Raw genomic sequence first — 18,052 nt, forward strand, 5'->3', positions numbered from 1 at the left:
CGGGCCCAGCATGACTATGCCAAGGAGTGGATTGCGCGGGAGGGGCTGGGGGATCGCATCACCTTGCTGCTGGAGGATTACCGCAAGCTGGAAGGCACCTATGACAAGCTGGTCTCCATCGAAATGATCGAGGCGGTGGGGCACGCCTTCCTGCCCGACTATTTCCGCCAGTTGTCACGGCTGCTCAAGCCCGGTGGCCGCCTGCTCATTCAGGCCATCACCATCGCCGATCAGCGCCACGCCCAGTATCTGCGCGGGGTCGATTTTATCCAGCGCTATATCTTCCCCGGCGGCTGCCTGCCGAGCGTCTCCCAGATGGCGGGGTTGCTGGCGCGGGAGACCGACATGCAGCTGGTGCGGCTGCACGATCACGGCCATCACTATGCCCGCACCTTGGCTCACTGGTGCGAGCGTTTTCTGGCGTTGGCGCCCGAGCTGCCCAAGCTCGGTTACAGCCAGGATTTCATCCGGTTGTGGCACTTCTACTTTGCCTATTGCGAGGGGGGATTCCGGGAGCGCACCATCAGTCTGGTGCAGCTGGAGGCCACCAAGCCGGGGCCCGCTGGCTGGTCGGGTGATGTGCCAGTAAGCGGTCACTGACCATGTGGCAGTGGGCTCACCTGCTGGGGTTCAACCTCTACTGGTTGCTGGCGGTGAAGTGGCAGCAGCCGGGCCCGCTGCTGGCAATGTTGCTGCTGCACTTTCTCTTCTCACCCAGCCGCCTGCGTGACTGGCTGCTGCTCCCCATTGCGGTGGCCGGCTGTCTGCTGGATGTGCTGCTCTGGCAGCTCGGCCTGTTCCGGTTCCCGTCCGGTTTTCCCCTCTGGCTGGTGCTGCTCTGGCTCGGTTTTGCCCTGACGCTGGCCCACGGTATGCGCTGGCTGTTGCGCTTGCCTCGCTGGCAGCAGGCGCTGTTTGGCGTATTTGGCGGTGCTTCCTCCTATGTGGCGGGGGCCGCCATGGGGGCAGTACACTTACCCTGGGGCATCTGGATCAGCACGGTGCTGCTGGCAGTGATCTGGATGTGGTGGTTACCCGTACTCCTGTGGGTAATGGTCAAGCTGGAGGGTGAGTCATGACAAACACCTTTTCGACCGACTCGTTGCTTTTTTCCAAATGGACCAAAGAGAGCCAGCATGAGCTCACTGATCGCTTCTATCTGGTGGTTGCCTGCCAGCGGGATGCGCAGGGGCAGCTGGTGCAGGTGGTGATGCAGGATATCAACACCCTGCAGGAACAGGAGATGGACTGGCATGAACTGGAAGACCCCAACCACTGGCATATGGGGTGGAATTAACCCGCTGCTGCTGGCGTTTACGCTCTTTGCTGCAACCGCGGTGCAGGCTTCTGCCGCCCCTTGGCAGCAGCTGCGCCCGGTCGGGCAGGGGGAGATGAACTGGCTCTGGTTCAAGCTCTACGATGCCACCCTCTACAGTGCGAGCGGGCGCTATCAGCCCGGTCACTATCCGCAGGCCCTGACCCTCACCTATGCCAGATCCATCGAGCGGCAAGATCTGCTGAGCGCCACCGCCGCCGAGTGGCAGCGGCTCGGTCTTGGCTCCGACGCCGAACGTCAGCGCTGGCTCGGCCAGCTCGCTGCACTCTGGCCCGATGTGCAGGCAGGCGACAAGCTCACCTTCTATGTCGACAAGGGCGGGACAGGCCACTTCTGGTGGCAGGAAAAACCCCTCGGCACCTTGGCCGATCCGCAATTCTCGGCCGCTTTTCTCGCCATCTGGCTGGCTGACAACAGCCGCGATCCCGCCCTTACCCGCCGCCTGCGTGGCCAACCCTGAGCATGGAGTTTCCAATGTTTTTCTATCGTGCATACCGCTGGTTGCTGTTGCTCCCTTTTTTGCTGTTGAGCGGCTGTGGTGCCAGTCTCGATGACTATCGGGGGCAGGGGCCAAACTGGGATCTCGCCCGTTTCTTCAACGGTAAATTAGTGGCTCACGGCTTGGTAACCGACCGCAGCGGCGAAGTGACCAGTCGCTTTCGGGTCGAGATGGTGGGTCGTTGGAAGGATGGCAAGGGAGAGCTGTTCGAACAGTTCTACTTTGACGATGGCCGCCAGCAGACCCGTACCTGGTATCTGAGCAAGGGCGATGATGGTCACTGGCGCGGTACTGCTTCCGATGTGGTGGGAGAGGCGGTGGGTAAAAGCGAAGGGTTCGCCCTCAACTGGCGTTATCAGCTCGATCTGGCGCTACCGGATGGCGAGGTAGTGCGGGTGAGCTTCGATGACTGGATGTACCTGCTGGACGAAGAGCGTCTGATCAATCGTGCCGAGATCAGCAAGTTCGGTATCCATCTTGGCGAGGTTATCCTCTATATCGAACGTCAGCCCTGACCGTTAACGCAAGATAACGCCCAGTAAAAAGCGCGCCGATGGCGCGCTTTTGTTTATCGAACAATCAGAGTCATCAGATGATGCGGTTCTCTTCCAGCATCTTGCGACGGGCTTCTTCCTTGGCCATCTTCTTCTTGCGGTTGTCGCAGGGTTCCGGGCAATCGCACTCTTTCTCGATGCCGACGCTACCCAGACCGCCACAGGAGCCGGAGATGGTCTTCTTCTGGAAGATGTAACCGATAGCCATGGCGGCTATCACCAGCATGAATACCCCGAAGGTGATCAGAAAAATCTGCATCTCTACCTCTTACTTCTTGACCAGATAGGGCTTGAAGGCATCGGAGTAAGCCTCTTCAAAGCCGTTGTCCGTCTTGGTGATCACGAAGATCGCCAGGCCGCGCTCGTTGGCATAGGCCAGGCTCTTCTCGGTCCCCATCACCATAAATACGGTGGCCAGCCCGTCTGCGGTCATGCAGGAGGGGTGGATCACGGTGACCGATACCAGACGGTGCTGGATCGGCTTGCCGCTGCGCGGATCTATGGTGTGGGAGAAGCGTTGACCATCCAGTTCATAGTAGTTGCGGTAATCGCCGGAGGTGGCCACCCCGTTGTCACCGGGCACGATCACCTCTTGCACCGTACCGGTGCCTGCGGTGGGCTTCTCGATGGCCACGCGCCAGGGGTGACCCTTGCCGTTGACGCCATTGATCCGCAGCTCGCCACCAATCTCCACCAGATAGTTGCGCGCACCCAGTGACTCCAGATACTCGGCTACCTTGTCCACACCAAAGCCCTTGGCGATGGCGGAGAGATCGACGTAGAGGTCCGGAATATCTTTTTGCAGGGTATCGGCATCCACCGAGGTGATGACGTGCAGGTTGCCCAGACCGGTCTTCTGGCGAGTCTGGGTGATCAGCTCGTCGGAGGGGACCTTGGTCGGCTTCTTGTCCGGGCCAAAGCCCCACAGATTGACCAAGGGGCCAACGGTGACGTCCAGCGCCCCCTGGCTCTCACGGCCAATGTGAATGGCCTCTGTGACGACCCGTGCGGTATCGCGGGAGACCACTACCGGTTTGTTGTCACGGCTCTGGTTGAAGCGCGACAGTTCGGAATCGGGGCGATAGGTCGACATCTGATCGTTGACCCGCTCCAGCAACACATCCACCTCAGCTTGAAGCTTGGCCGGATCGCTGATGGCGCTGTCCGCCACCTTGATGGAGTAGTAAGTGCCCATGGTGCTACCGGTGATGTGGATCTCCGGCTTGGATTGGACTGTCTCCTGACCGCACCCAGTCAAGAAAAAGGCTAGCCCGAAGGCTAGCCAGGTCTTTACAACACTGTGCATGGATTAACCACCAAAGTCATCCAACAGGATGTTTTCGTCTTCAACGCCCAAGTCTTTGAGCATGTTGATGACGGCAGCGTTCATCACCGGAGGTCCACACATGTAGAACTCGCAATCTTCCGGTGCTTCGTGGTTCTTGAGATAGTTCTCGTAGAGCACGTTGTGGATGAAGCCGGTGTAGCCGTCCCAGTTGTCTTCCGGTTGCGGATCAGACAGCGCGACGTTCCAGGTGAAGTTCTCGTTCTCGGCGGCGAGCATGTCAAAGTCTTCGACATAGAACATTTCGCGCTTGGAACGGGCACCGTACCAGAAGCTCATCTTGCGCTTGGACTTCAGGCGACGCAGCTGGTCAAAGATATGGGAACGCATTGGCGCCATACCTGCACCACCACCGATGAATACCATTTCGGCATCGGTGTCTTTGGCGAAGAACTCACCGAACGGACCGGAGATAGTCACCTTGTCGCCAGCCTTCAGGCTGAAGATGTAGGAGGACATCTGTCCCGGAGGGGCAGTCCAGTTGCTGGGCGGCGGGGTCGCGATACGCACGTTCAGCATGATGATGCCGAACTCTTCCGGATAGTTGGCCATGGAGTAGGCACGGATGATCGGCTCATCGACCTTGGACTCCAGCTCAAAAATCTTGAAGCGATCCCAGTCACCGCGATACTCCTCGGGAATATCGAAGTTCTTGTAGTGCACGTGGTGAGCCGGGGCTTCAATCTGGATATAACCACCGGCGCGGAACGGTACGCTCTCGCCGTCGGGGATCTGCAGCTTGAGCTCCTTGATGAAGGTGGCTTTGTTATCGTTGGAGATAACAGTACATTCCCACTTCTTCACCCCGAAGATCTCTTCCGGCAGTTCGATATCCATGTCGGAGCGAACGGTAACCTGACAGGCCAGGCGCTCGCCATGACGGGCTTCGCCCTTGCTGATGTGATCCAGTTCGGTCGGCAGAATGTCGCCGCCACCGGATTTCACCCGTACCTTGCACTGGCCGCATGAGCCACCGCCGCCACAGGCGGAGGAGACGAAGATACCGCTGCCAGCCAGCACGCCGAGCAGCTTGCCACCGGCCGGGCTGGTCACAGCCTTGGCCGGGTCACCATTGATGCTGATTGTCACGTCGCCCGCGGTCACCAGCTTGGACTTGGCGAACAGAATGACTGCCACCAGTGCCAGCAGGATCACGGTAAACATGACCACACCCAAAATAATTTCCATCTATCGTTCCTTTCTGATTGCAGGAAAGCCGATTACAGGGAGATACCAGAGAAGGACATGAAGCCCAGCGCCATCAGACCGGCGGTGATGAAGGTGATGCCCAGACCGCGCAGGCCTTCCGGAACATCGGAGTACTTCATCTTCTCGCGGATACCTGCCAGCGCAACGATCGCCAGCATCCAGCCTGCCCCTGAACCCACACCGTAGACCACAGACTCCATGAAGTTGTAGTCACGCTGCACCATGAAGGAGACGCCACCGAAGATGGCGCAGTTCACGGTGATGAGCGGCAGGAAGATACCCAGCGCGTTGTAGAGTGCCGGGAAGTACTTGTCCAGCGCCATCTCCAGGATCTGTACCAGTGCTGCAATCACACCGATGAAGGTGATGAAGCTCAGGAAGCTCAGATCCAGGCCGGATACCAGAGCGCCATCTTTAAGCACGTAGTTGTAGATCAGGTTGTTGGCAGGAACCGCGATGGTCTGCACCACAATAACGGCAATACCCAGACCCATGGAGGTCTTTACCTTCTTGGACACCGCCAGGAAGGTACACATCCCCAGGAAGAAGGAGAGTGCCAGGTTTTCGATGAAGATCGATTTAATCAACAGACTCAGATAGTGTTCCATACCTTAATCCTTCGCCTCCACCTGCTTGGGATCCTTGGTGCGCACGCCCCAAATGATCAGACCAATGATGAAGAATGCACTCGGCGGCAGCAGCAGCAGGCCGTTGGGCACATACCAGCCACCGTTGTTCACCAGCGGCAGCAGCTCGATGCCGAACCAGGTGCCGGAGCCCAGCAGTTCACGCACGGTCGCGACACTCAGCAGAATGGCACCATAGCCCAGACCGTTGCCGATACCATCCAGGAAGGAGGGCAGCGGGGCACTCTTCATGGCATACGCTTCGGCGCGGCCCATTACGATACAGTTGGTGATGATCAGACCCACGAAGACCGACAGCTGCTTGGAGATGTCATAGGCGTACGCCTTGAGCACCTGGTCAACCACGATAACCAGTGAGGCGATGATCGCCATTTGCACGATGATCCGGACGCTGTTCGGGATCTGGTTGCGGATCAGGGAGATGAACAGGTTTGAGAAGGCGGTGACCGCCATGACCGCGAGGGTCATTACAAACGCAGTTTTCATCTGGCTGGTAACCGCCAGTGCAGAACAGACACCCAGCACCTGCAAGGCGATGGGGTTGTTGCCCAGCACAGGCGTCAACAGCAACTTCTTCATTTCGCTCTTGTCAGCCATTGTTGATTTCTCCTGCACGAACCTTGGCCAGGAAAGGACCGAAGCCCTTGGGACCCATCCAGAAGTCGAAGGTATGCTGTACGCCGTTACCGGTCAGAGTGGCACCGGAGAGACCATCGATCTCGTGCTCGGAGCCCGCCGGAGCATGGCCCTTGATGACGCGCAGCGCCGGCATGCCATTCTGGTCGAACAGTTTCTTGTCCTTGAACAGCGCCTGCCAGGCCGGGTTTTCGATCTCGCCACCCAGACCCGGTGTTTCACCGTGGTCATAGTAGGTGATGCCCTTGATGGTCTGGCCATCAGCGGCAACGGCGACGAAGGCATACATGGTCGACCACAGACCCTGACCGTAGATGGGCAGGATGATGCTGTCGATCTTGCCTTCGGCATCCTTGGCGAAGAATACCGGGATCTGCTTGGAGATCTGACGCAGGCTGGCCTTGTCGTCAGCTGCGGCAAGACGGATGCTGCGGGCCGGATCTTTGGCTGCCAGCTTGGTGTCGAAGTTGTCGGCATCGCCGTCAACAAAGTCACCGGTTGCCAGATCCACCAGACGCGCTTCGATCTTCTCGCCATACAGTTTGGCCAGGTCGCGCTTGGCCACTTCGCTTACATCCACACCGGCTACGGCGAGAATGTTGCTCTGCTTGTCCAGCGCCTTGTTTTCCTGCTGGGTAGAACGCAGGCCCACAGCGGCAACGGATACCACGATGGAACAGGCCAGACAGAGGCCGGTGACCACGCTGACGGTGCCGAGGGTTGAATCTTTATTAAACGCCACGAGCAATCCTCCGCTTGATGTTTGCCTGAGCGACGAAGTGGTCAAACAGGGGAGCAAACAGGTTCGCAAACAGAATGGCCAGCATCATGCCTTCCGGGAACGCAGGGTTGACCACGCGAACCAGCACGACCATTACGCCGATCAGGGCGCCATACCACCACTTGCCTTTGTTGGTAAAGGCTGCGGAGACAGGGTCGGTCGCCATGAAGGCCATACCGAAGGCGAAGCCACCCAGTACCAGATGCCAATGCCACGGCATGTTGAACATGGGGTTGGTATCGGAACCGATGACGTTGAACAGCAAGGAGGTGGCGATCATACCGATCATCACGCCGGCGATGATGCGCCAGGAGGCGATGCGCATGTAGACGATCATGGCCGCACCCAGCAGGATCATCAGGGTAGAGACTTCACCGATGGAACCCGGCAGGTTACCCAGGAAAGCGTCCATCCAGCTGATAGCCTGGCCGGTTGCACCGTTGATCAGCGCCATCTGGCCGCCTTGGGCCCACTGGCTCAGGGCAGTCGCGCCGGAGAAACCGTCAACGGCAACCCACACGGCGTCACCGGAGATCTGGCCCGGGTAGGCGAAGAACAGGAACGCACGACCAGCCAGCGCCGGATTCAGGAAGTTCTTGCCGGTACCACCGAACACCTCTTTGGCCATCACCACACCGAAGGTGATACCCAGCGCAGCTTGCCACAGGGGCAGCTCGGGCGGCACGATCAGGGCAAACAGAATGGAGGTCACGAAGAAGCCTTCGTTGATCTCGTGTTTGCGCACCATGGCGAACAGCACTTCCCAGAAACCACCGACAAAGAAGACGGTGATGTAGATCGGGAAGAAGTGGGTGGCGCCGATCAGCATCTTGCTGCCGATACCGGCTACAGCCGGATCGAGGGAGGCGCCCAGCATGGTAGCCAGGGCATATTGCCAGCTGCTGGCACCAGCAGCCGAGCCCATGTGGGCAATGGCGGCAATCGCCTGGTTACCAACGTTGTACATGCCCCAGAACATGGCCGGGAACACGGCCAGCCACACCATGATCATCATGCGCTTCAGATCGAGCGCATCACGAACGTGGGAGGCGTTGCGGGTAACGCTACCCGGGGTGTAGAACAGGGTGTACGCCGCTTCGAACAGAGCATAGTACTTGGCGTACTTTCCACCCGGTTCGAAGTGGTGTTCCATATTTTCAAGAAGTTGCTTGAAACTCATCGCTTAACCTTCCAGTTCAATCTTGGTCAGGCACTCACGCAAGATCGGGCCGTACTCTGTCTTGCCAGGGCAGACAAAGGTACAGAGCGCCAAATCTTCCTCATCCAGCTCCAGGCAGCCCAGTGCTTGCGCACCGTCAGTATCGCCGGAGACCATGTCCCGCAGCAGCAGGGTCGGCAGGATGTCGAGTGGCATCACCCGCTCATAGTTGCCGATAGGCACCATGGAACGGTCACTACCGTTGGTAGTGGTGGTGAAGTTGATCAGCTTGCCCTTCATCAGATGAGAGAGGGTGGTACGGGTGATAGAGAACTTGTTGGCGCTGGGGTTGATCCAGCCCAGGAACTCTTTCTCGCGACCTTCACCCAGCACGCAAACCTGATTGTGGTAGCGGCCCAGGTAGTCGTGAACACCTTCGGCTTTGGCACCACTCAGGATAGAACCGGAGATGATACGGTTTTCGTCGGCACGCAGCTCATTATTGGTGAGCTGACTGATGCAGGCGCCCAGACGGGTACGCAGCAGACGCGGCTTGAGCACGTTCGGGCCAGCCAGCGCGATCACCTTGTCAGTGAAGATCTGACCGGTGGTGAACAGCTTGCCGAATGCAATCACATCCTGATAGTTGATGTGCCACTGCACCTTGGTGCTGCTGACCGGATCCAGGAAGTGGATATGGGTACCCGGCAGACCGGCAGGGTGCGGACCAACGAAGATCTCTTCCTTGACCTGAGCCAGCGGAGAGTGGGGCAGACTGCCTTCGCCTTTACAGACGTAGACGGCGCCGTCGGTCAGGCGGGTCAATACGGCCAGACCATCGAGGAAGGCCTGCGGCTGTTCCTTGATAATCAGCTCGGCATCGGCTGCCAGCGGGTTGGTGTCCATTGCAGTCACAAAGATGGCGCGCGGGGCAGACGCTACCGCGGGGACTTTGCTGAACGGACGGGTACGCAACGCAGTCCACTGACCTGATGCGACCAGGATCTCTTGCACCTTGCTGCGCTCGAGCTTGGCCAGCTCGGCAGAGGCAAAATGCTCAAACGTCACCTGTTCATCGGAACCGTCGAGGTCGATGACCACAGACTGGAGAACACGTTTGGCACCACGGTTGATCTCTGAAACCACACCGGTGGCAGGAGCTGTGAATTTAACGCCCGGATTCTTCTTGTCTTCAAAAAGATCCTGACCTTTGATGACGCGATCACCTACTTTGACGAACATAGTAGGTCGCATCCCCACAAACTCCTCGCCCAGTGTCGCAACACGGGTGATGGCGGGGCCATCGTAGATTACTTGCTCTGGCGCACCCAGCACGGGGATGTCCAGTCCTCTTTTGATTGTAATCATACTTACTTGCACTACCGTTACGGGAGAGGTTGGTTAGCGCCGAGAAATACATCACGACGGGTGGTTGAATGAGTTGATGTTGTGGTTGCGCCAGGTGGGCAGGCTCAACAATTATTCAACATGCAGGCTCACTCAAAAGCGCTTGAGTTTACCACTTAAGGTGCATTTTCTGCCATGCCAAATGGGCAAAATCCCCGTGCCATCACAAAATTAACCTGCAATGAATAAGCCCCTGACACCTTGTAAGTAGTGGTTTTAAAGGTTTTTTTATTTCGATACCTCGATGGGGGTATTTGCCGTTGTCTCCACTATCAGCAAAAAGCCTTGATGTCGAAATATACCCCCTTCGATGTAGCCTTTTCGGGGCCAATGGGGGAAATTTGTTTAATTTTTGTTGGCAGGTTCTCGAGGGAAATCCTGTGGTACAACCGGTTTCAGGACAGCGACGGTTTGCCAACGCAGCTCGGGGTGCGCGGGGCGTGGCCTTTTTCCCGCCACTCGGTCTCTGTGTAGGTATGCAGTGCCAGTGCATGAACGGCACCGGCCAGCTCGTCGGCCAGCACAGCATTGACCTGACGATGACGGGCCAGCAGCCGCTGCCCTGTAAATTGCTCGCTGACGATCACCACCTTGAAGTGGCTCTCAGATCCCGGTTCCACACGGTGCATGTGGCTCTCGTTGATCACCTCCAGCACGGTAGGGGAGAGGGCGGCGCTCAGTTTGGCTTCAATCAGTTGTTGGATGGTCATCGGATCGGCTTCCAGAGTGAATGTCGGGCCATTCTATCGGCAGTCGCGGGATGGAATAAGTCCCCGTAAGAGGGAAATCACCTGTCAGTTGCCCCCCTTGATGCGCATCGAACTGGTGAAATTCCTGCTCCTCGCTAGAATAGCGCCACTTTGCGTCGCCCCTGGCGCCTGTATACACGAATCAAGCCGAGGTTGGACTCTTCCTATGCAAACCCTTCTCGACACTCCCCATTGCCAGCTCACGCTCTACCGCTATCCGCGCCAGAGTCAGGAGACCCTGCAAGCCTGGGATGCGGCTGACGAATATCTGATCAACACCCTGGCGGAGTCCCCCCTCGAGCAGGCGGGCCCTGTCATCATCATGAATGACGGCTTTGGCGCGCTGGCCGCCTATCTGCATCCGCACTCCCCCTGCTGCGTCACCGACTCCTACATCAGTGAGCGAGCGACTCTGGCCAATCTGGCCGAAAACGGGCTGGATGCTGGTGGTATCCGCTTGCAGGATGTGCTGGCGCCGCTGCCCGATGCCCCTGCGCTGGTGGTGATCAAGGTCTCCAAATATCAGGCTCTATTGGAGCAGCAACTGCTAGCGCTGCGCGAGGTGGTGACACCGGCAACCCGCGTTATCGCTGCCGGCAAGGCGAAGGATATTCATACCTCCACCCTCAAGTTGTTCGAGAAGTATCTGGGGCTTACCCGTACCTCGCTGGCCTGGAAAAAGGCGCGTCTCATTCACTGCGAGCCGCAGGCAGAACGTCCCGCGCTGGCCAACCCCTTCCCGACTGTCTGGCCGCTGGAGGGGAGTGGCATGCTCATCCACAACCATGCCAACGTCTTCTCGCGCACCAGTCTCGATATCGGTGCCCGCTTTATGCTGGACAACCTGCCCATCCACAGTGCCCGCAAGGTGATCGATCTGGGCTGTGGTAACGGGGTGCTGGGTCTGTCGCTGCTTGCCAAAGACAGCGAGGTGGAGGTGACCTTTATCGATGAATCCTATATGGCTGTCGCCTCGGCACAGCTCAACGTCGAGCACAATCTGCCTGATGCACTGCCGCGAGCCCGCTTTATGGTCAATAACTGTCTCGACAGGGTGGCGGTCGGCTCGGCGGATCGGATCCTCTGCAACCCTCCTTTCCATCAGCTGCAGGCGATCACCGATCATATCGCCTGGCAGATGTTCAGCGATGCGCACCGGGTGTTGCCTCAAGGGGGTGAACTCTGGATAGTAGGCAACCGTCATCTGGACTATCACAACAAACTCAAGCGCTTGTTTGCCAACGCACAAGTCGTTGCGTCGAACAGCAAATTCGTTATTTTGAAAGCCATCAAACGCTAAAGCCAAAGGAAACCATGATGAAAAAGTCACTCTTGCTGCTGGCCGCCCTGATGCTGGGCGGGTGTGCCACTCATTGGCCGGAGACGGCGCTGCTCAATCCGCAGGTGATCCCCGCCAACCAGCAATACTACTCTGGCAATCGCATCACCATGGAAGGGGTAGACAAGCGTGAGGCTGCCTACGTCTTCTCTATCAAACATAAAGAGAAAGCCCCCGTCCTGGTCAACAGTGAGCGTCCGCTCAACCTGCTGATGGCCGAGCGGCTGGCCGAAGGGCTGCGCAGCCAGGGTCTCGAAGTGGGCAACAGTGGCACCACCAACCTGACGCTGGTGATCTCCAACGCCGCAGTCAATGTGGAAGAGAAGACCTTTACCTATGTCACCAAATCCCGCGTCAGCCTGCAGGTGATCGCCGATTTCCAGGGCAACCGTCTGACCAAGCAGTTCAACATGTCCTCCAGCAAGGAGAGCCCGAGCGAGCCAAGCATGGCCGACCTGGAGTCTACACTGAACCTGCAACTGGGTAGCGTGCTGCAGCAGATCATGGCCGATGAGGCGCTGCGCGGTTACCTTAAAGGTCAACCGAACGGCGCAGGGGTCTGATGATGAAAAAACTCTGGTTGCTGGCCATGCTGATCGCCCCGCTGGCGTTCGCAGGCCCGAAAGTCAGAATGGAGACCAACCACGGCAATATCGTGGTGGAGCTGGCGTCCAAGCAGGCGCCCCAGACGGTGAAGAACTTCCTGCGCTACGTGGCTGATGGCAGCTATGACGGCAGCATCTTCCACCGGGTGATCCAGGATTTCGTGGTGCAGGGTGGGGGCTACAACCAGCAGTTCCAGCAACTGCCGACTTATGAGCCTGTGGTCAACGAGTCGCGCGGCGGTCTGCCCAACAAGCGTGGCTCCATCGCTATGGCTCGCACCCAGGCGGTCGACAGCGCTACTCGCCAGTTTTACTTCAATCTGGTCGACAACAATAACCTCAACGCCGGTGGCTCTGCGGGTTATACCGTGTTCGGTCAGGTGGTTCAGGGGATGGAGGTGCTGGACAAACTGGCTCAGGTACAGACCGGTTACAGCCCCATTCTGCGCGCCAACGATGTGCCGACCAGTCCCATCATTCTGAAGAAGGTGGTCTTGCTGGCAGAAACTCCGGCAGACAAGAAAGTTGACAAGAAAGCGGGCAAGTAACTCTCGCCGGACGCGGTTCGTCACCTCGCCCTCGTCAGGTCACAATACAAGGCTCATCCCGTTCAGGATGGGCCTTTTCTCTATCCGGACTTCTTTTGCCTATCTCTTTGCTCGCCTTGGCTATCTGCCATCAACCTGCCAAAATGACGCACTTTTCCAAAGTCGTCAGGTAGTTGAACATGATCCGCAAACCAAGCTGGAGAGAGTCCCTCGCCGTCTATCTCGAATTTCGGGTGTTTATTCTCTTTGCCATGGGTTTTTCATCGGGTCTGCCGCTGCTGCTGGTGTTCGGTACCCTCTCATTCTGGTTGCGCGAGGCCGATGTCAGTCTGACCGATATCGGCTATATGAGCTGGGTGGCGCTCGCCTATGGCTTTAAATGGCTGTGGTCGCCGCTGGTGGATCGCATGCCGCTGCCGTTGCTCTCCACGCTACTGGGGCGTCGCCGCAGCTGGATGTTCTTCTCCCAGCTGCTGATTGCCGCCGCGCTGGTCGGCATGGCGTTCTGCGATCCCAAGACCGAGCTGGCCCAGCTGGCGATGTTTGCCCTGCTGGTGGCCTTTGCCTCGGCCACGCAGGATATCGTCATCGACGCCTATCGCATCGAATCTGCTCCCGAGCGGCTACAGGCGGCGATGGCGGCCTCCTACATGACCGGTTACCGATTGGCGATGATCATGGCGGGCGCCGGTGCGCTGGCGCTGGCAGCGTGGTTTGGCAGCAATAGTGGCTATGACTATCGTGGCTGGCAGATTACCTATCTGGTGATGGCGGGTCTGATGTCACTCGGGGTTATCACCACGCTGTTTTGCCACGAGCCGGATATCGATCTGGCCGAGCAGGGCAAACAACAGGCCGAACGCAAGGCGCAGCTCCTGGAAAAAGGGTGGCCAGCGCTGCTGGCGAGTGCGGGGGCCTGGGGCTATGAGGCGGTCTGGTGTCCGTTTGCCGATTTCTTTCGTCGCTATGGCAGCTCGGCGCTGCTGATCCTGGCTCTGATCGCCTGCTATCGGGTTGCTGATGTGGTGATGGGGGTGATGTCCAACAGCTTCTATGTGGATATGCAGTTCAGCAAGACCGAGGTTGCGACCATTACCAAGGTGTTTGGCGTCATCATGACGCTAGTGGGGGCGGCGCTGGGGGGCGTGCTGGTGATGCGCTTCGGTACGCTGCGCATCCTGTTCTTGGGGGCGCTGCTCACTGCCAGCACCAACCTGCTGTTTGCCCTGCTCAATCAGGTTGGTCACAACCTGGAGCTGCTGACCCTGATCATTTCCCTCGACAACCTCAGTGCCGGTATCGCGACCGCGGCCTTCGTGACCTATCTCTCCAGCCTGACCAATGTGGCATTTTCGGCCACTCAGTACGCCCTGTTCAGCTCGGTAATGTTGCTGCTACCCAAGTTGCTGGCCGGTTTTTCCGGACAGGTTGTGGAGCAGATTGGCTACAGTGCCTTCTTTGTCGGAACCAGTTTATTGGGCTTGCCCGTGTTGTTGTTGATTGTGCTGGTCGCCAGAAAAGGGAGTGAGTTGCTCTCAACGGCTGACAAATAGCAAGCGTTTGCGTAGAATCGGGGGTGATTAGATTCACACTTCCGGATAAAGTTCCCGAGAAGTTGTTTCACCCCCAATTTTATTTGATTAGAATCCCTCTCGCTCCTTGTGGGCAGGCTACGGAAAACCTCAACTAACGCACAAGAGACCAATAAAATGGCCAAATTTACCAAGACTCTGATCGCTGCCGGTCTGCTGGCTGCTGCCGCTACCCCGGCCTTCGCTGCTGACTACAGCGGTGATATCCACAAGAATGACTTCAAATGGTTCCAGTTCAACGTCATGCATACCATCGATCAGATGCCGCATGCTGATGGACAAGATTTCAACGACACTTATTTTGAAATGGAGTTTGGTGGTCGTTCCGGTATTTTTGATCTGTATGGTTATGTCGATGTATTCGATATTTTCCAGAGCAGCCATAGCGATAAGCACAACGGCGAAAACATGTTTATCAAGTTCGCTCCGCGTATCTCTATCGATGGTATGACTGGTAAAGATCTCTCGTTTGGTCCGGTTCAAGAGTTGTACGTAGCTAACCTTATTAACGTTGGCGGTGCAGATGGCCAGTTTGAAGCTATGACCGGTCTGGGCGCTGATGTGATGGTACCTTGGTTCGGCAAGATGGGCATGAACCTTTACGCTCGTCATGTTAATGAAGGTAGCGGTGAGCAAGGCTGGAATGGCTATCAGTTCTCCGTGAACTGGTTCAAGCCTTTCTACACCTTCTCCAACGGCAGCTTTGTTGCCTATCAGGGTTACTTGGATCACCTGTTTGATGCCAAAGACAGCTCCAGTACTGGTACCAACATGTTTAACGGTATCTACTGGCACAATGACCGCTTTGCTGTTGGCTATGGTCTGAAATACTTCCATGATGTGTACGGCATCAAAAATGGTTACCAGCCTGACCCGACAGACAAGCCTGATTTGCACCTGAAAACTACAGGCTTCGGTCACTACTTCGACGTTACCTACAAGTTCTAATAAAACTTGGGGTACAAAAAACCGGAGCATCTGCTCCGGTTTTTTTATGGCCGCGATTTAGATAGCGTGGCGCGAGTCATCAAGTGCGCCACGGCTGAGTGGATAAATCAGTCGCGGAAGTTCTGGAACTGCATCGGTTGACCCAGTTCGGCGCCACGGACCAGTGCCATGGTCTCTTGCAGATCGTCACGCTTCTTGCCGGTGACACGTACTTCATCACCCTGGATGGCGACCTGTACCTTGATTTTGGAGTCCTTGATCAGCTTGACCAGCTTCTTGGCGATCTCTTTCTCGATCCCCTGCTTGAATTTGACGGTCAGGTGGAAACGCTTGCCGGAGTGAACGGAGTCACCCACTTCCATGGAGCTGTTTTCGATGTTGCGCTTGAGCAGGGCGCCGCGCAGGATTTCGACCATCTGCTTGAGCTGGAAATCAGCATCGGCTTCCAGCTTTACCTCTTCCTTGTTCAACTCGAAGCTGGCTTCTACCCCACGAAAATCGAAACGGGTGGCCAGTTCACGATTGGCGTTGTCGACTGCGTTCAACACCTCGTTCATTTTGACTTCAGAGATAATATCGAATGACGGCATAGCCGGAGCTCCTCATGTTGCGTTATCGGGGGGCAAATCTACCAGAAAACGGGCAAATTTGCTGATTTTGATGGGGTTGCTCTGCTAGAATCCCCTGCGCACAGGACGGGTGGACCCGTTAGTGTCCACTAGCGACATCTTCACTTTTCCCCGGTAACAGGTTGAGAGGATTGCAACCCTTACCCTGACAGAGTCACACCATGCCAAGCGGATTAAAAAATTCCCGACAGCCCGTTATTCCAGCCGTTACTCCGAAGTGGTCACTGTTGGGTTGTGGCGCCCTCGGCGGCGTTTTTGCCTCCCTGCTGACCCAGAGTGGTCAATCCACCCGTGTCTTGTTGCGCGAACATCATAAGTCCACGCTCCATCCGGGGATCGATTTCACCTCGCTGGAAGGGCATGTCCAGCTGCTCAATATCGAGCGCGGATTTGTCAGCAAACCCGGCAAGATCCAGCGTCTGCTGGTGATGACCAAGGCCAGTCAGGTGATTGCCGCACTGACACCGCTGGTGGGTAAGCTTGATGCCGGCGTGCCGATCGTGCTGCTGCACAACGGGATGGGGATTGCCGAGCAGGTGGTCGAGATGTTCCCGCACAATCCGGTGATTGCCGGTGTCACCAGCCATGGCGCCATGCAGTGCGGCCATTTTGTCTTCCGTCATACTGGCAAGGGGGAAACCTGGCTTGGCCCGATCAACGATGCCGCCAAGTCCCATGCCGCGCTCGCGGACGAGCTGGCGTTGGCACTGGGGCAGGCCGGCTGGGATGAGCAGGTATTGACGCGCCAGTGGCAAAAGCTGGCCATCAACTGTGCCATCAATCCCCTGACGGCTCTCTACAAGCTGAAAAATGGCGAGCTGGCTGGCCCCCGTTTTGCCGATGCCCTGCAGCAGATCTGCGTGGAGGTGGCGGATGTGATGTGTGCCGAAGGGATTGCAACCACGGCAGAGGAGTTGCAACGCCGGGTGATGACAGTGGTGGAACTGACCGCTGACAATTACTCCTCCATGCATCAGGATATGGAGCTGGGACGCGAGACCGAGATTGAGGCCATCACCGGCTTCCTGTTGGCCAAGGCTGCCCTGCATGGCATTGCAGTACCGGTCAATCAGGGTCTCTATCAGGCGATCAAAGAGAAGAGTCAGGCCGTCTGATCTTTTACATGGCAGAGCAAGCTGCAAGGAGGCGAACGTGAGTGTACTGGTGCTGGTGGCCCCCGGGTCGGAAGAGATAGAGACGGTCGCGATTGTCGATACCCTGGTGCGTGCCAGCATCGAGGTGGTGCTGGCCTCTTGTTGCCCAGCCGGATCCCGTCAGGTGAAGGCATCGCGTGGGGTACAGCTGGTGGCTGATTGTCATATCGACGAGCTGACCCGTCGGGACTTTGAAGCCATCGTGGTGCCCGGCGGTTTGCCCGGCAGCGAAGTGATCCGCGATACCCCGCTGGCCATCGATCTGCTCAAAGAGCAGGCCGCTCTTGGCCGCTGGCTCGCTGCCATCTGCGCCGCCCCTGTGGTGGTGTTGCAACATCACAGTCTGCTGGGTGATGCCATCGTTACCTGTCATCCCGGCTTTCAGTCCCGACTACCGACATCGCAGCTGTCACATGAGCGGGTAGTCAGAGATGAGGCTCATCGCCTTATCACCAGCCAGGGGCCGGGCAGCGCCATCGAGTTTGCGCTTGAACTGGTCCGGGTGCTGCGTGGGGATGAAGTGGCGGCCACTGTCGCTGGCCCTATGGTGCTGCCTTGAGCGCACTCTGCTGCAGAATCAAGCTGGCCATGCTTTGAAAAACGGGCCCCGATCATTTTGATCGGGGCCCGTTTGTTATCTGCCGTTGTCGGTCACGCCATCTTGTCCGGCTCAGTAGTCGTACTGTGAGCACTGTTTTTTGTTGTACTCAGTTTTCCAGCGTGCCAATTCTTGCTCTGTGCCGAGCTTGTCTCCTTTCTTGATAGCCTGTTCCAGTATCTCAATCCGGTCGTACAGCCAGCGGCACTCTGCCGTCGGGTTGTTCTTGCCGATGCCGGTCAACGGCAGCAAACAGAGTCCCAGCCAAAGATATTTCATCCCGAACGCTCCTTGTCATTGTGGTAGTAAAGGTCTCC

General features: G+C 57.4%; 23 protein-coding genes. 12 read left to right on the forward strand and 11 right to left on the reverse strand.

The window, feature by feature from the left end:
* The 5 genes from L972_RS20560 to L972_RS03300 all read left to right on the forward strand — a co-directional run.
* On the forward strand, positions 1-600 hold a 600-nt coding region (locus tag L972_RS20560), incomplete at its 5' end, for a class I SAM-dependent methyltransferase (protein ID WP_047436024.1).
* A 2-nt stretch (positions 601-602) separates the two neighbouring features.
* Positions 603-1,079, forward strand: a complete 477-nt coding sequence (locus L972_RS03285) for a DUF2878 domain-containing protein (protein WP_047435471.1) — start codon at positions 603-605, stop codon at positions 1,077-1,079.
* Positions 1,076-1,297, forward strand: a complete 222-nt coding sequence (locus tag L972_RS03290) for a TIGR02450 family Trp-rich protein (RefSeq protein WP_005338671.1) — start codon at positions 1,076-1,078, stop codon at positions 1,295-1,297. Before L972_RS03285 ends, L972_RS03290 begins: the two co-directional genes overlap by 4 nt.
* Positions 1,254-1,796: a chalcone isomerase family protein gene (locus L972_RS03295; protein WP_047435474.1), complete on the forward strand. Its 543-nt coding sequence runs from the start codon at positions 1,254-1,256 to the stop codon at positions 1,794-1,796. The genes L972_RS03290 and L972_RS03295 overlap by 44 nt, the downstream gene beginning before the upstream one ends.
* Before the next feature lie 14 nt (positions 1,797-1,810).
* Complete coding sequence (locus tag L972_RS03300; protein ID WP_047435477.1) at positions 1,811-2,350, forward strand: DUF3833 domain-containing protein; 540 nt, start codon at positions 1,811-1,813, stop codon at positions 2,348-2,350.
* Positions 2,351-2,423: 73 nt separating this feature from the next.
* Here L972_RS03300 and nqrM read toward each other — a convergent pair whose 3' ends face one another.
* The 9 genes from nqrM to L972_RS03345 form a co-directional block, all read right to left on the reverse strand.
* On the reverse strand, positions 2,424-2,648 hold the full coding sequence (nqrM, locus tag L972_RS03305; protein ID WP_005338668.1) for a (Na+)-NQR maturation NqrM: 225 nt from the start codon (positions 2,646-2,648) through the stop codon (positions 2,424-2,426).
* A 9-nt stretch (positions 2,649-2,657) separates the two neighbouring features.
* A complete protein-coding gene (locus L972_RS03310) occupies positions 2,658-3,695 on the reverse strand; it encodes an FAD:protein FMN transferase ApbE (protein WP_005338666.1) in 1,038 nt (345 codons plus the stop codon).
* Positions 3,696-3,698: 3 nt separating this feature from the next.
* On the reverse strand, positions 3,699-4,922 hold the full coding sequence (gene nqrF / locus L972_RS03315) for an NADH:ubiquinone reductase (Na(+)-transporting) subunit F (RefSeq protein ID WP_005338656.1): 1,224 nt from the start codon (positions 4,920-4,922) through the stop codon (positions 3,699-3,701).
* A 32-nt stretch (positions 4,923-4,954) separates the two neighbouring features.
* On the reverse strand, positions 4,955-5,551 hold the full coding sequence (gene nqrE / locus L972_RS03320; protein ID WP_005338645.1) for an NADH:ubiquinone reductase (Na(+)-transporting) subunit E: 597 nt from the start codon (positions 5,549-5,551) through the stop codon (positions 4,955-4,957).
* 3 nt (positions 5,552-5,554) lie between these two features.
* Positions 5,555-6,187: an NADH:ubiquinone reductase (Na(+)-transporting) subunit D gene (locus L972_RS03325; protein ID WP_005338644.1), complete on the reverse strand. Its 633-nt coding sequence runs from the start codon at positions 6,185-6,187 to the stop codon at positions 5,555-5,557.
* The gene (locus L972_RS03330; protein WP_005349682.1) at positions 6,180-6,968 is read right to left on the reverse strand and encodes a Na(+)-translocating NADH-quinone reductase subunit C; all 789 of its coding nucleotides are present in this window, start codon (positions 6,966-6,968) and stop codon (positions 6,180-6,182) included. Before L972_RS03330 ends, L972_RS03325 begins: the two co-directional genes overlap by 8 nt.
* A complete protein-coding gene (locus L972_RS03335) occupies positions 6,958-8,187 on the reverse strand; it encodes an NADH:ubiquinone reductase (Na(+)-transporting) subunit B (protein WP_005338642.1) in 1,230 nt (409 codons plus the stop codon). The genes L972_RS03330 and L972_RS03335 overlap by 11 nt, the downstream gene beginning before the upstream one ends.
* Positions 8,188-8,190: 3 nt before the next feature.
* Positions 8,191-9,534: a Na(+)-translocating NADH-quinone reductase subunit A gene (locus tag L972_RS03340; protein WP_005349684.1), complete on the reverse strand. Its 1,344-nt coding sequence runs from the start codon at positions 9,532-9,534 to the stop codon at positions 8,191-8,193.
* A 434-nt stretch (positions 9,535-9,968) separates the two neighbouring features.
* Positions 9,969-10,283, reverse strand: a complete 315-nt coding sequence (locus tag L972_RS03345; RefSeq protein WP_047435484.1) for a BolA family protein — start codon at positions 10,281-10,283, stop codon at positions 9,969-9,971.
* Between the two features lie 205 nt (positions 10,284-10,488).
* Between L972_RS03345 and L972_RS03350 the strand changes: the two genes are divergently transcribed.
* The 5 genes from L972_RS03350 (at position 10,489) to L972_RS03370 (ending at position 15,354) form a co-directional block, all read left to right on the forward strand.
* Positions 10,489-11,622 (forward strand): methyltransferase, encoded by a 1,134-nt coding sequence (locus tag L972_RS03350; RefSeq protein WP_047435487.1) that lies wholly within the window; start codon positions 10,489-10,491, stop codon positions 11,620-11,622.
* Between the two features lie 17 nt (positions 11,623-11,639).
* Positions 11,640-12,224, forward strand: coding sequence for a YajG family lipoprotein (locus L972_RS03355; protein ID WP_047435490.1), 585 nt, complete (start codon positions 11,640-11,642; stop codon positions 12,222-12,224).
* Between the two features lie 2 nt (positions 12,225-12,226).
* Positions 12,227-12,814 carry a peptidylprolyl isomerase gene (locus tag L972_RS03360; RefSeq protein WP_042053243.1) on the forward strand — a complete coding sequence of 196 codons (588 nt, stop codon included), beginning with the start codon at positions 12,227-12,229 and terminating at the stop codon, positions 12,812-12,814.
* Between the two features lie 173 nt (positions 12,815-12,987).
* Positions 12,988-14,367: an AmpG family muropeptide MFS transporter gene (locus L972_RS03365; protein WP_041202292.1), complete on the forward strand. Its 1,380-nt coding sequence runs from the start codon at positions 12,988-12,990 to the stop codon at positions 14,365-14,367.
* A 156-nt stretch (positions 14,368-14,523) separates the two neighbouring features.
* Positions 14,524-15,354 carry a nucleoside-specific channel-forming Tsx family protein gene (locus L972_RS03370; RefSeq protein WP_047435495.1) on the forward strand — a complete coding sequence of 277 codons (831 nt, stop codon included), beginning with the start codon at positions 14,524-14,526 and terminating at the stop codon, positions 15,352-15,354.
* A gap of 107 nt (positions 15,355-15,461) precedes the next feature.
* On the opposite strand, the gene L972_RS03375 is transcribed toward L972_RS03370, so the two are convergent.
* Positions 15,462-15,944 (reverse strand): YajQ family cyclic di-GMP-binding protein, encoded by a 483-nt coding sequence (locus tag L972_RS03375; RefSeq protein WP_047435500.1) that lies wholly within the window; start codon positions 15,942-15,944, stop codon positions 15,462-15,464.
* Between the two features lie 200 nt (positions 15,945-16,144).
* Between L972_RS03375 and L972_RS03380 the strand changes: the two genes are divergently transcribed.
* Positions 16,145-17,098, forward strand: a complete 954-nt coding sequence (locus L972_RS03380; RefSeq protein ID WP_047435503.1) for a ketopantoate reductase family protein — start codon at positions 16,145-16,147, stop codon at positions 17,096-17,098.
* Positions 17,099-17,135: 37 nt separating this feature from the next.
* Positions 17,136-17,696, forward strand: coding sequence for a DJ-1 family glyoxalase III (locus L972_RS03385; RefSeq protein WP_047435506.1), 561 nt, complete (start codon positions 17,136-17,138; stop codon positions 17,694-17,696).
* A 111-nt stretch (positions 17,697-17,807) separates the two neighbouring features.
* On the opposite strand, the gene L972_RS03390 is transcribed toward L972_RS03385, so the two are convergent.
* Positions 17,808-18,014 (reverse strand): hypothetical protein, encoded by a 207-nt coding sequence (locus L972_RS03390; RefSeq protein ID WP_005338629.1) that lies wholly within the window; start codon positions 18,012-18,014, stop codon positions 17,808-17,810.
* Positions 18,015-18,052: the final 38 nt, after the last annotated feature.

The sequence above is a fragment of the Aeromonas sp. ZOR0001 genome (assembly GCF_000801015.1).
GTDB lineage: Bacteria > Pseudomonadota > Gammaproteobacteria > Enterobacterales > Aeromonadaceae > Aeromonas > Aeromonas veronii.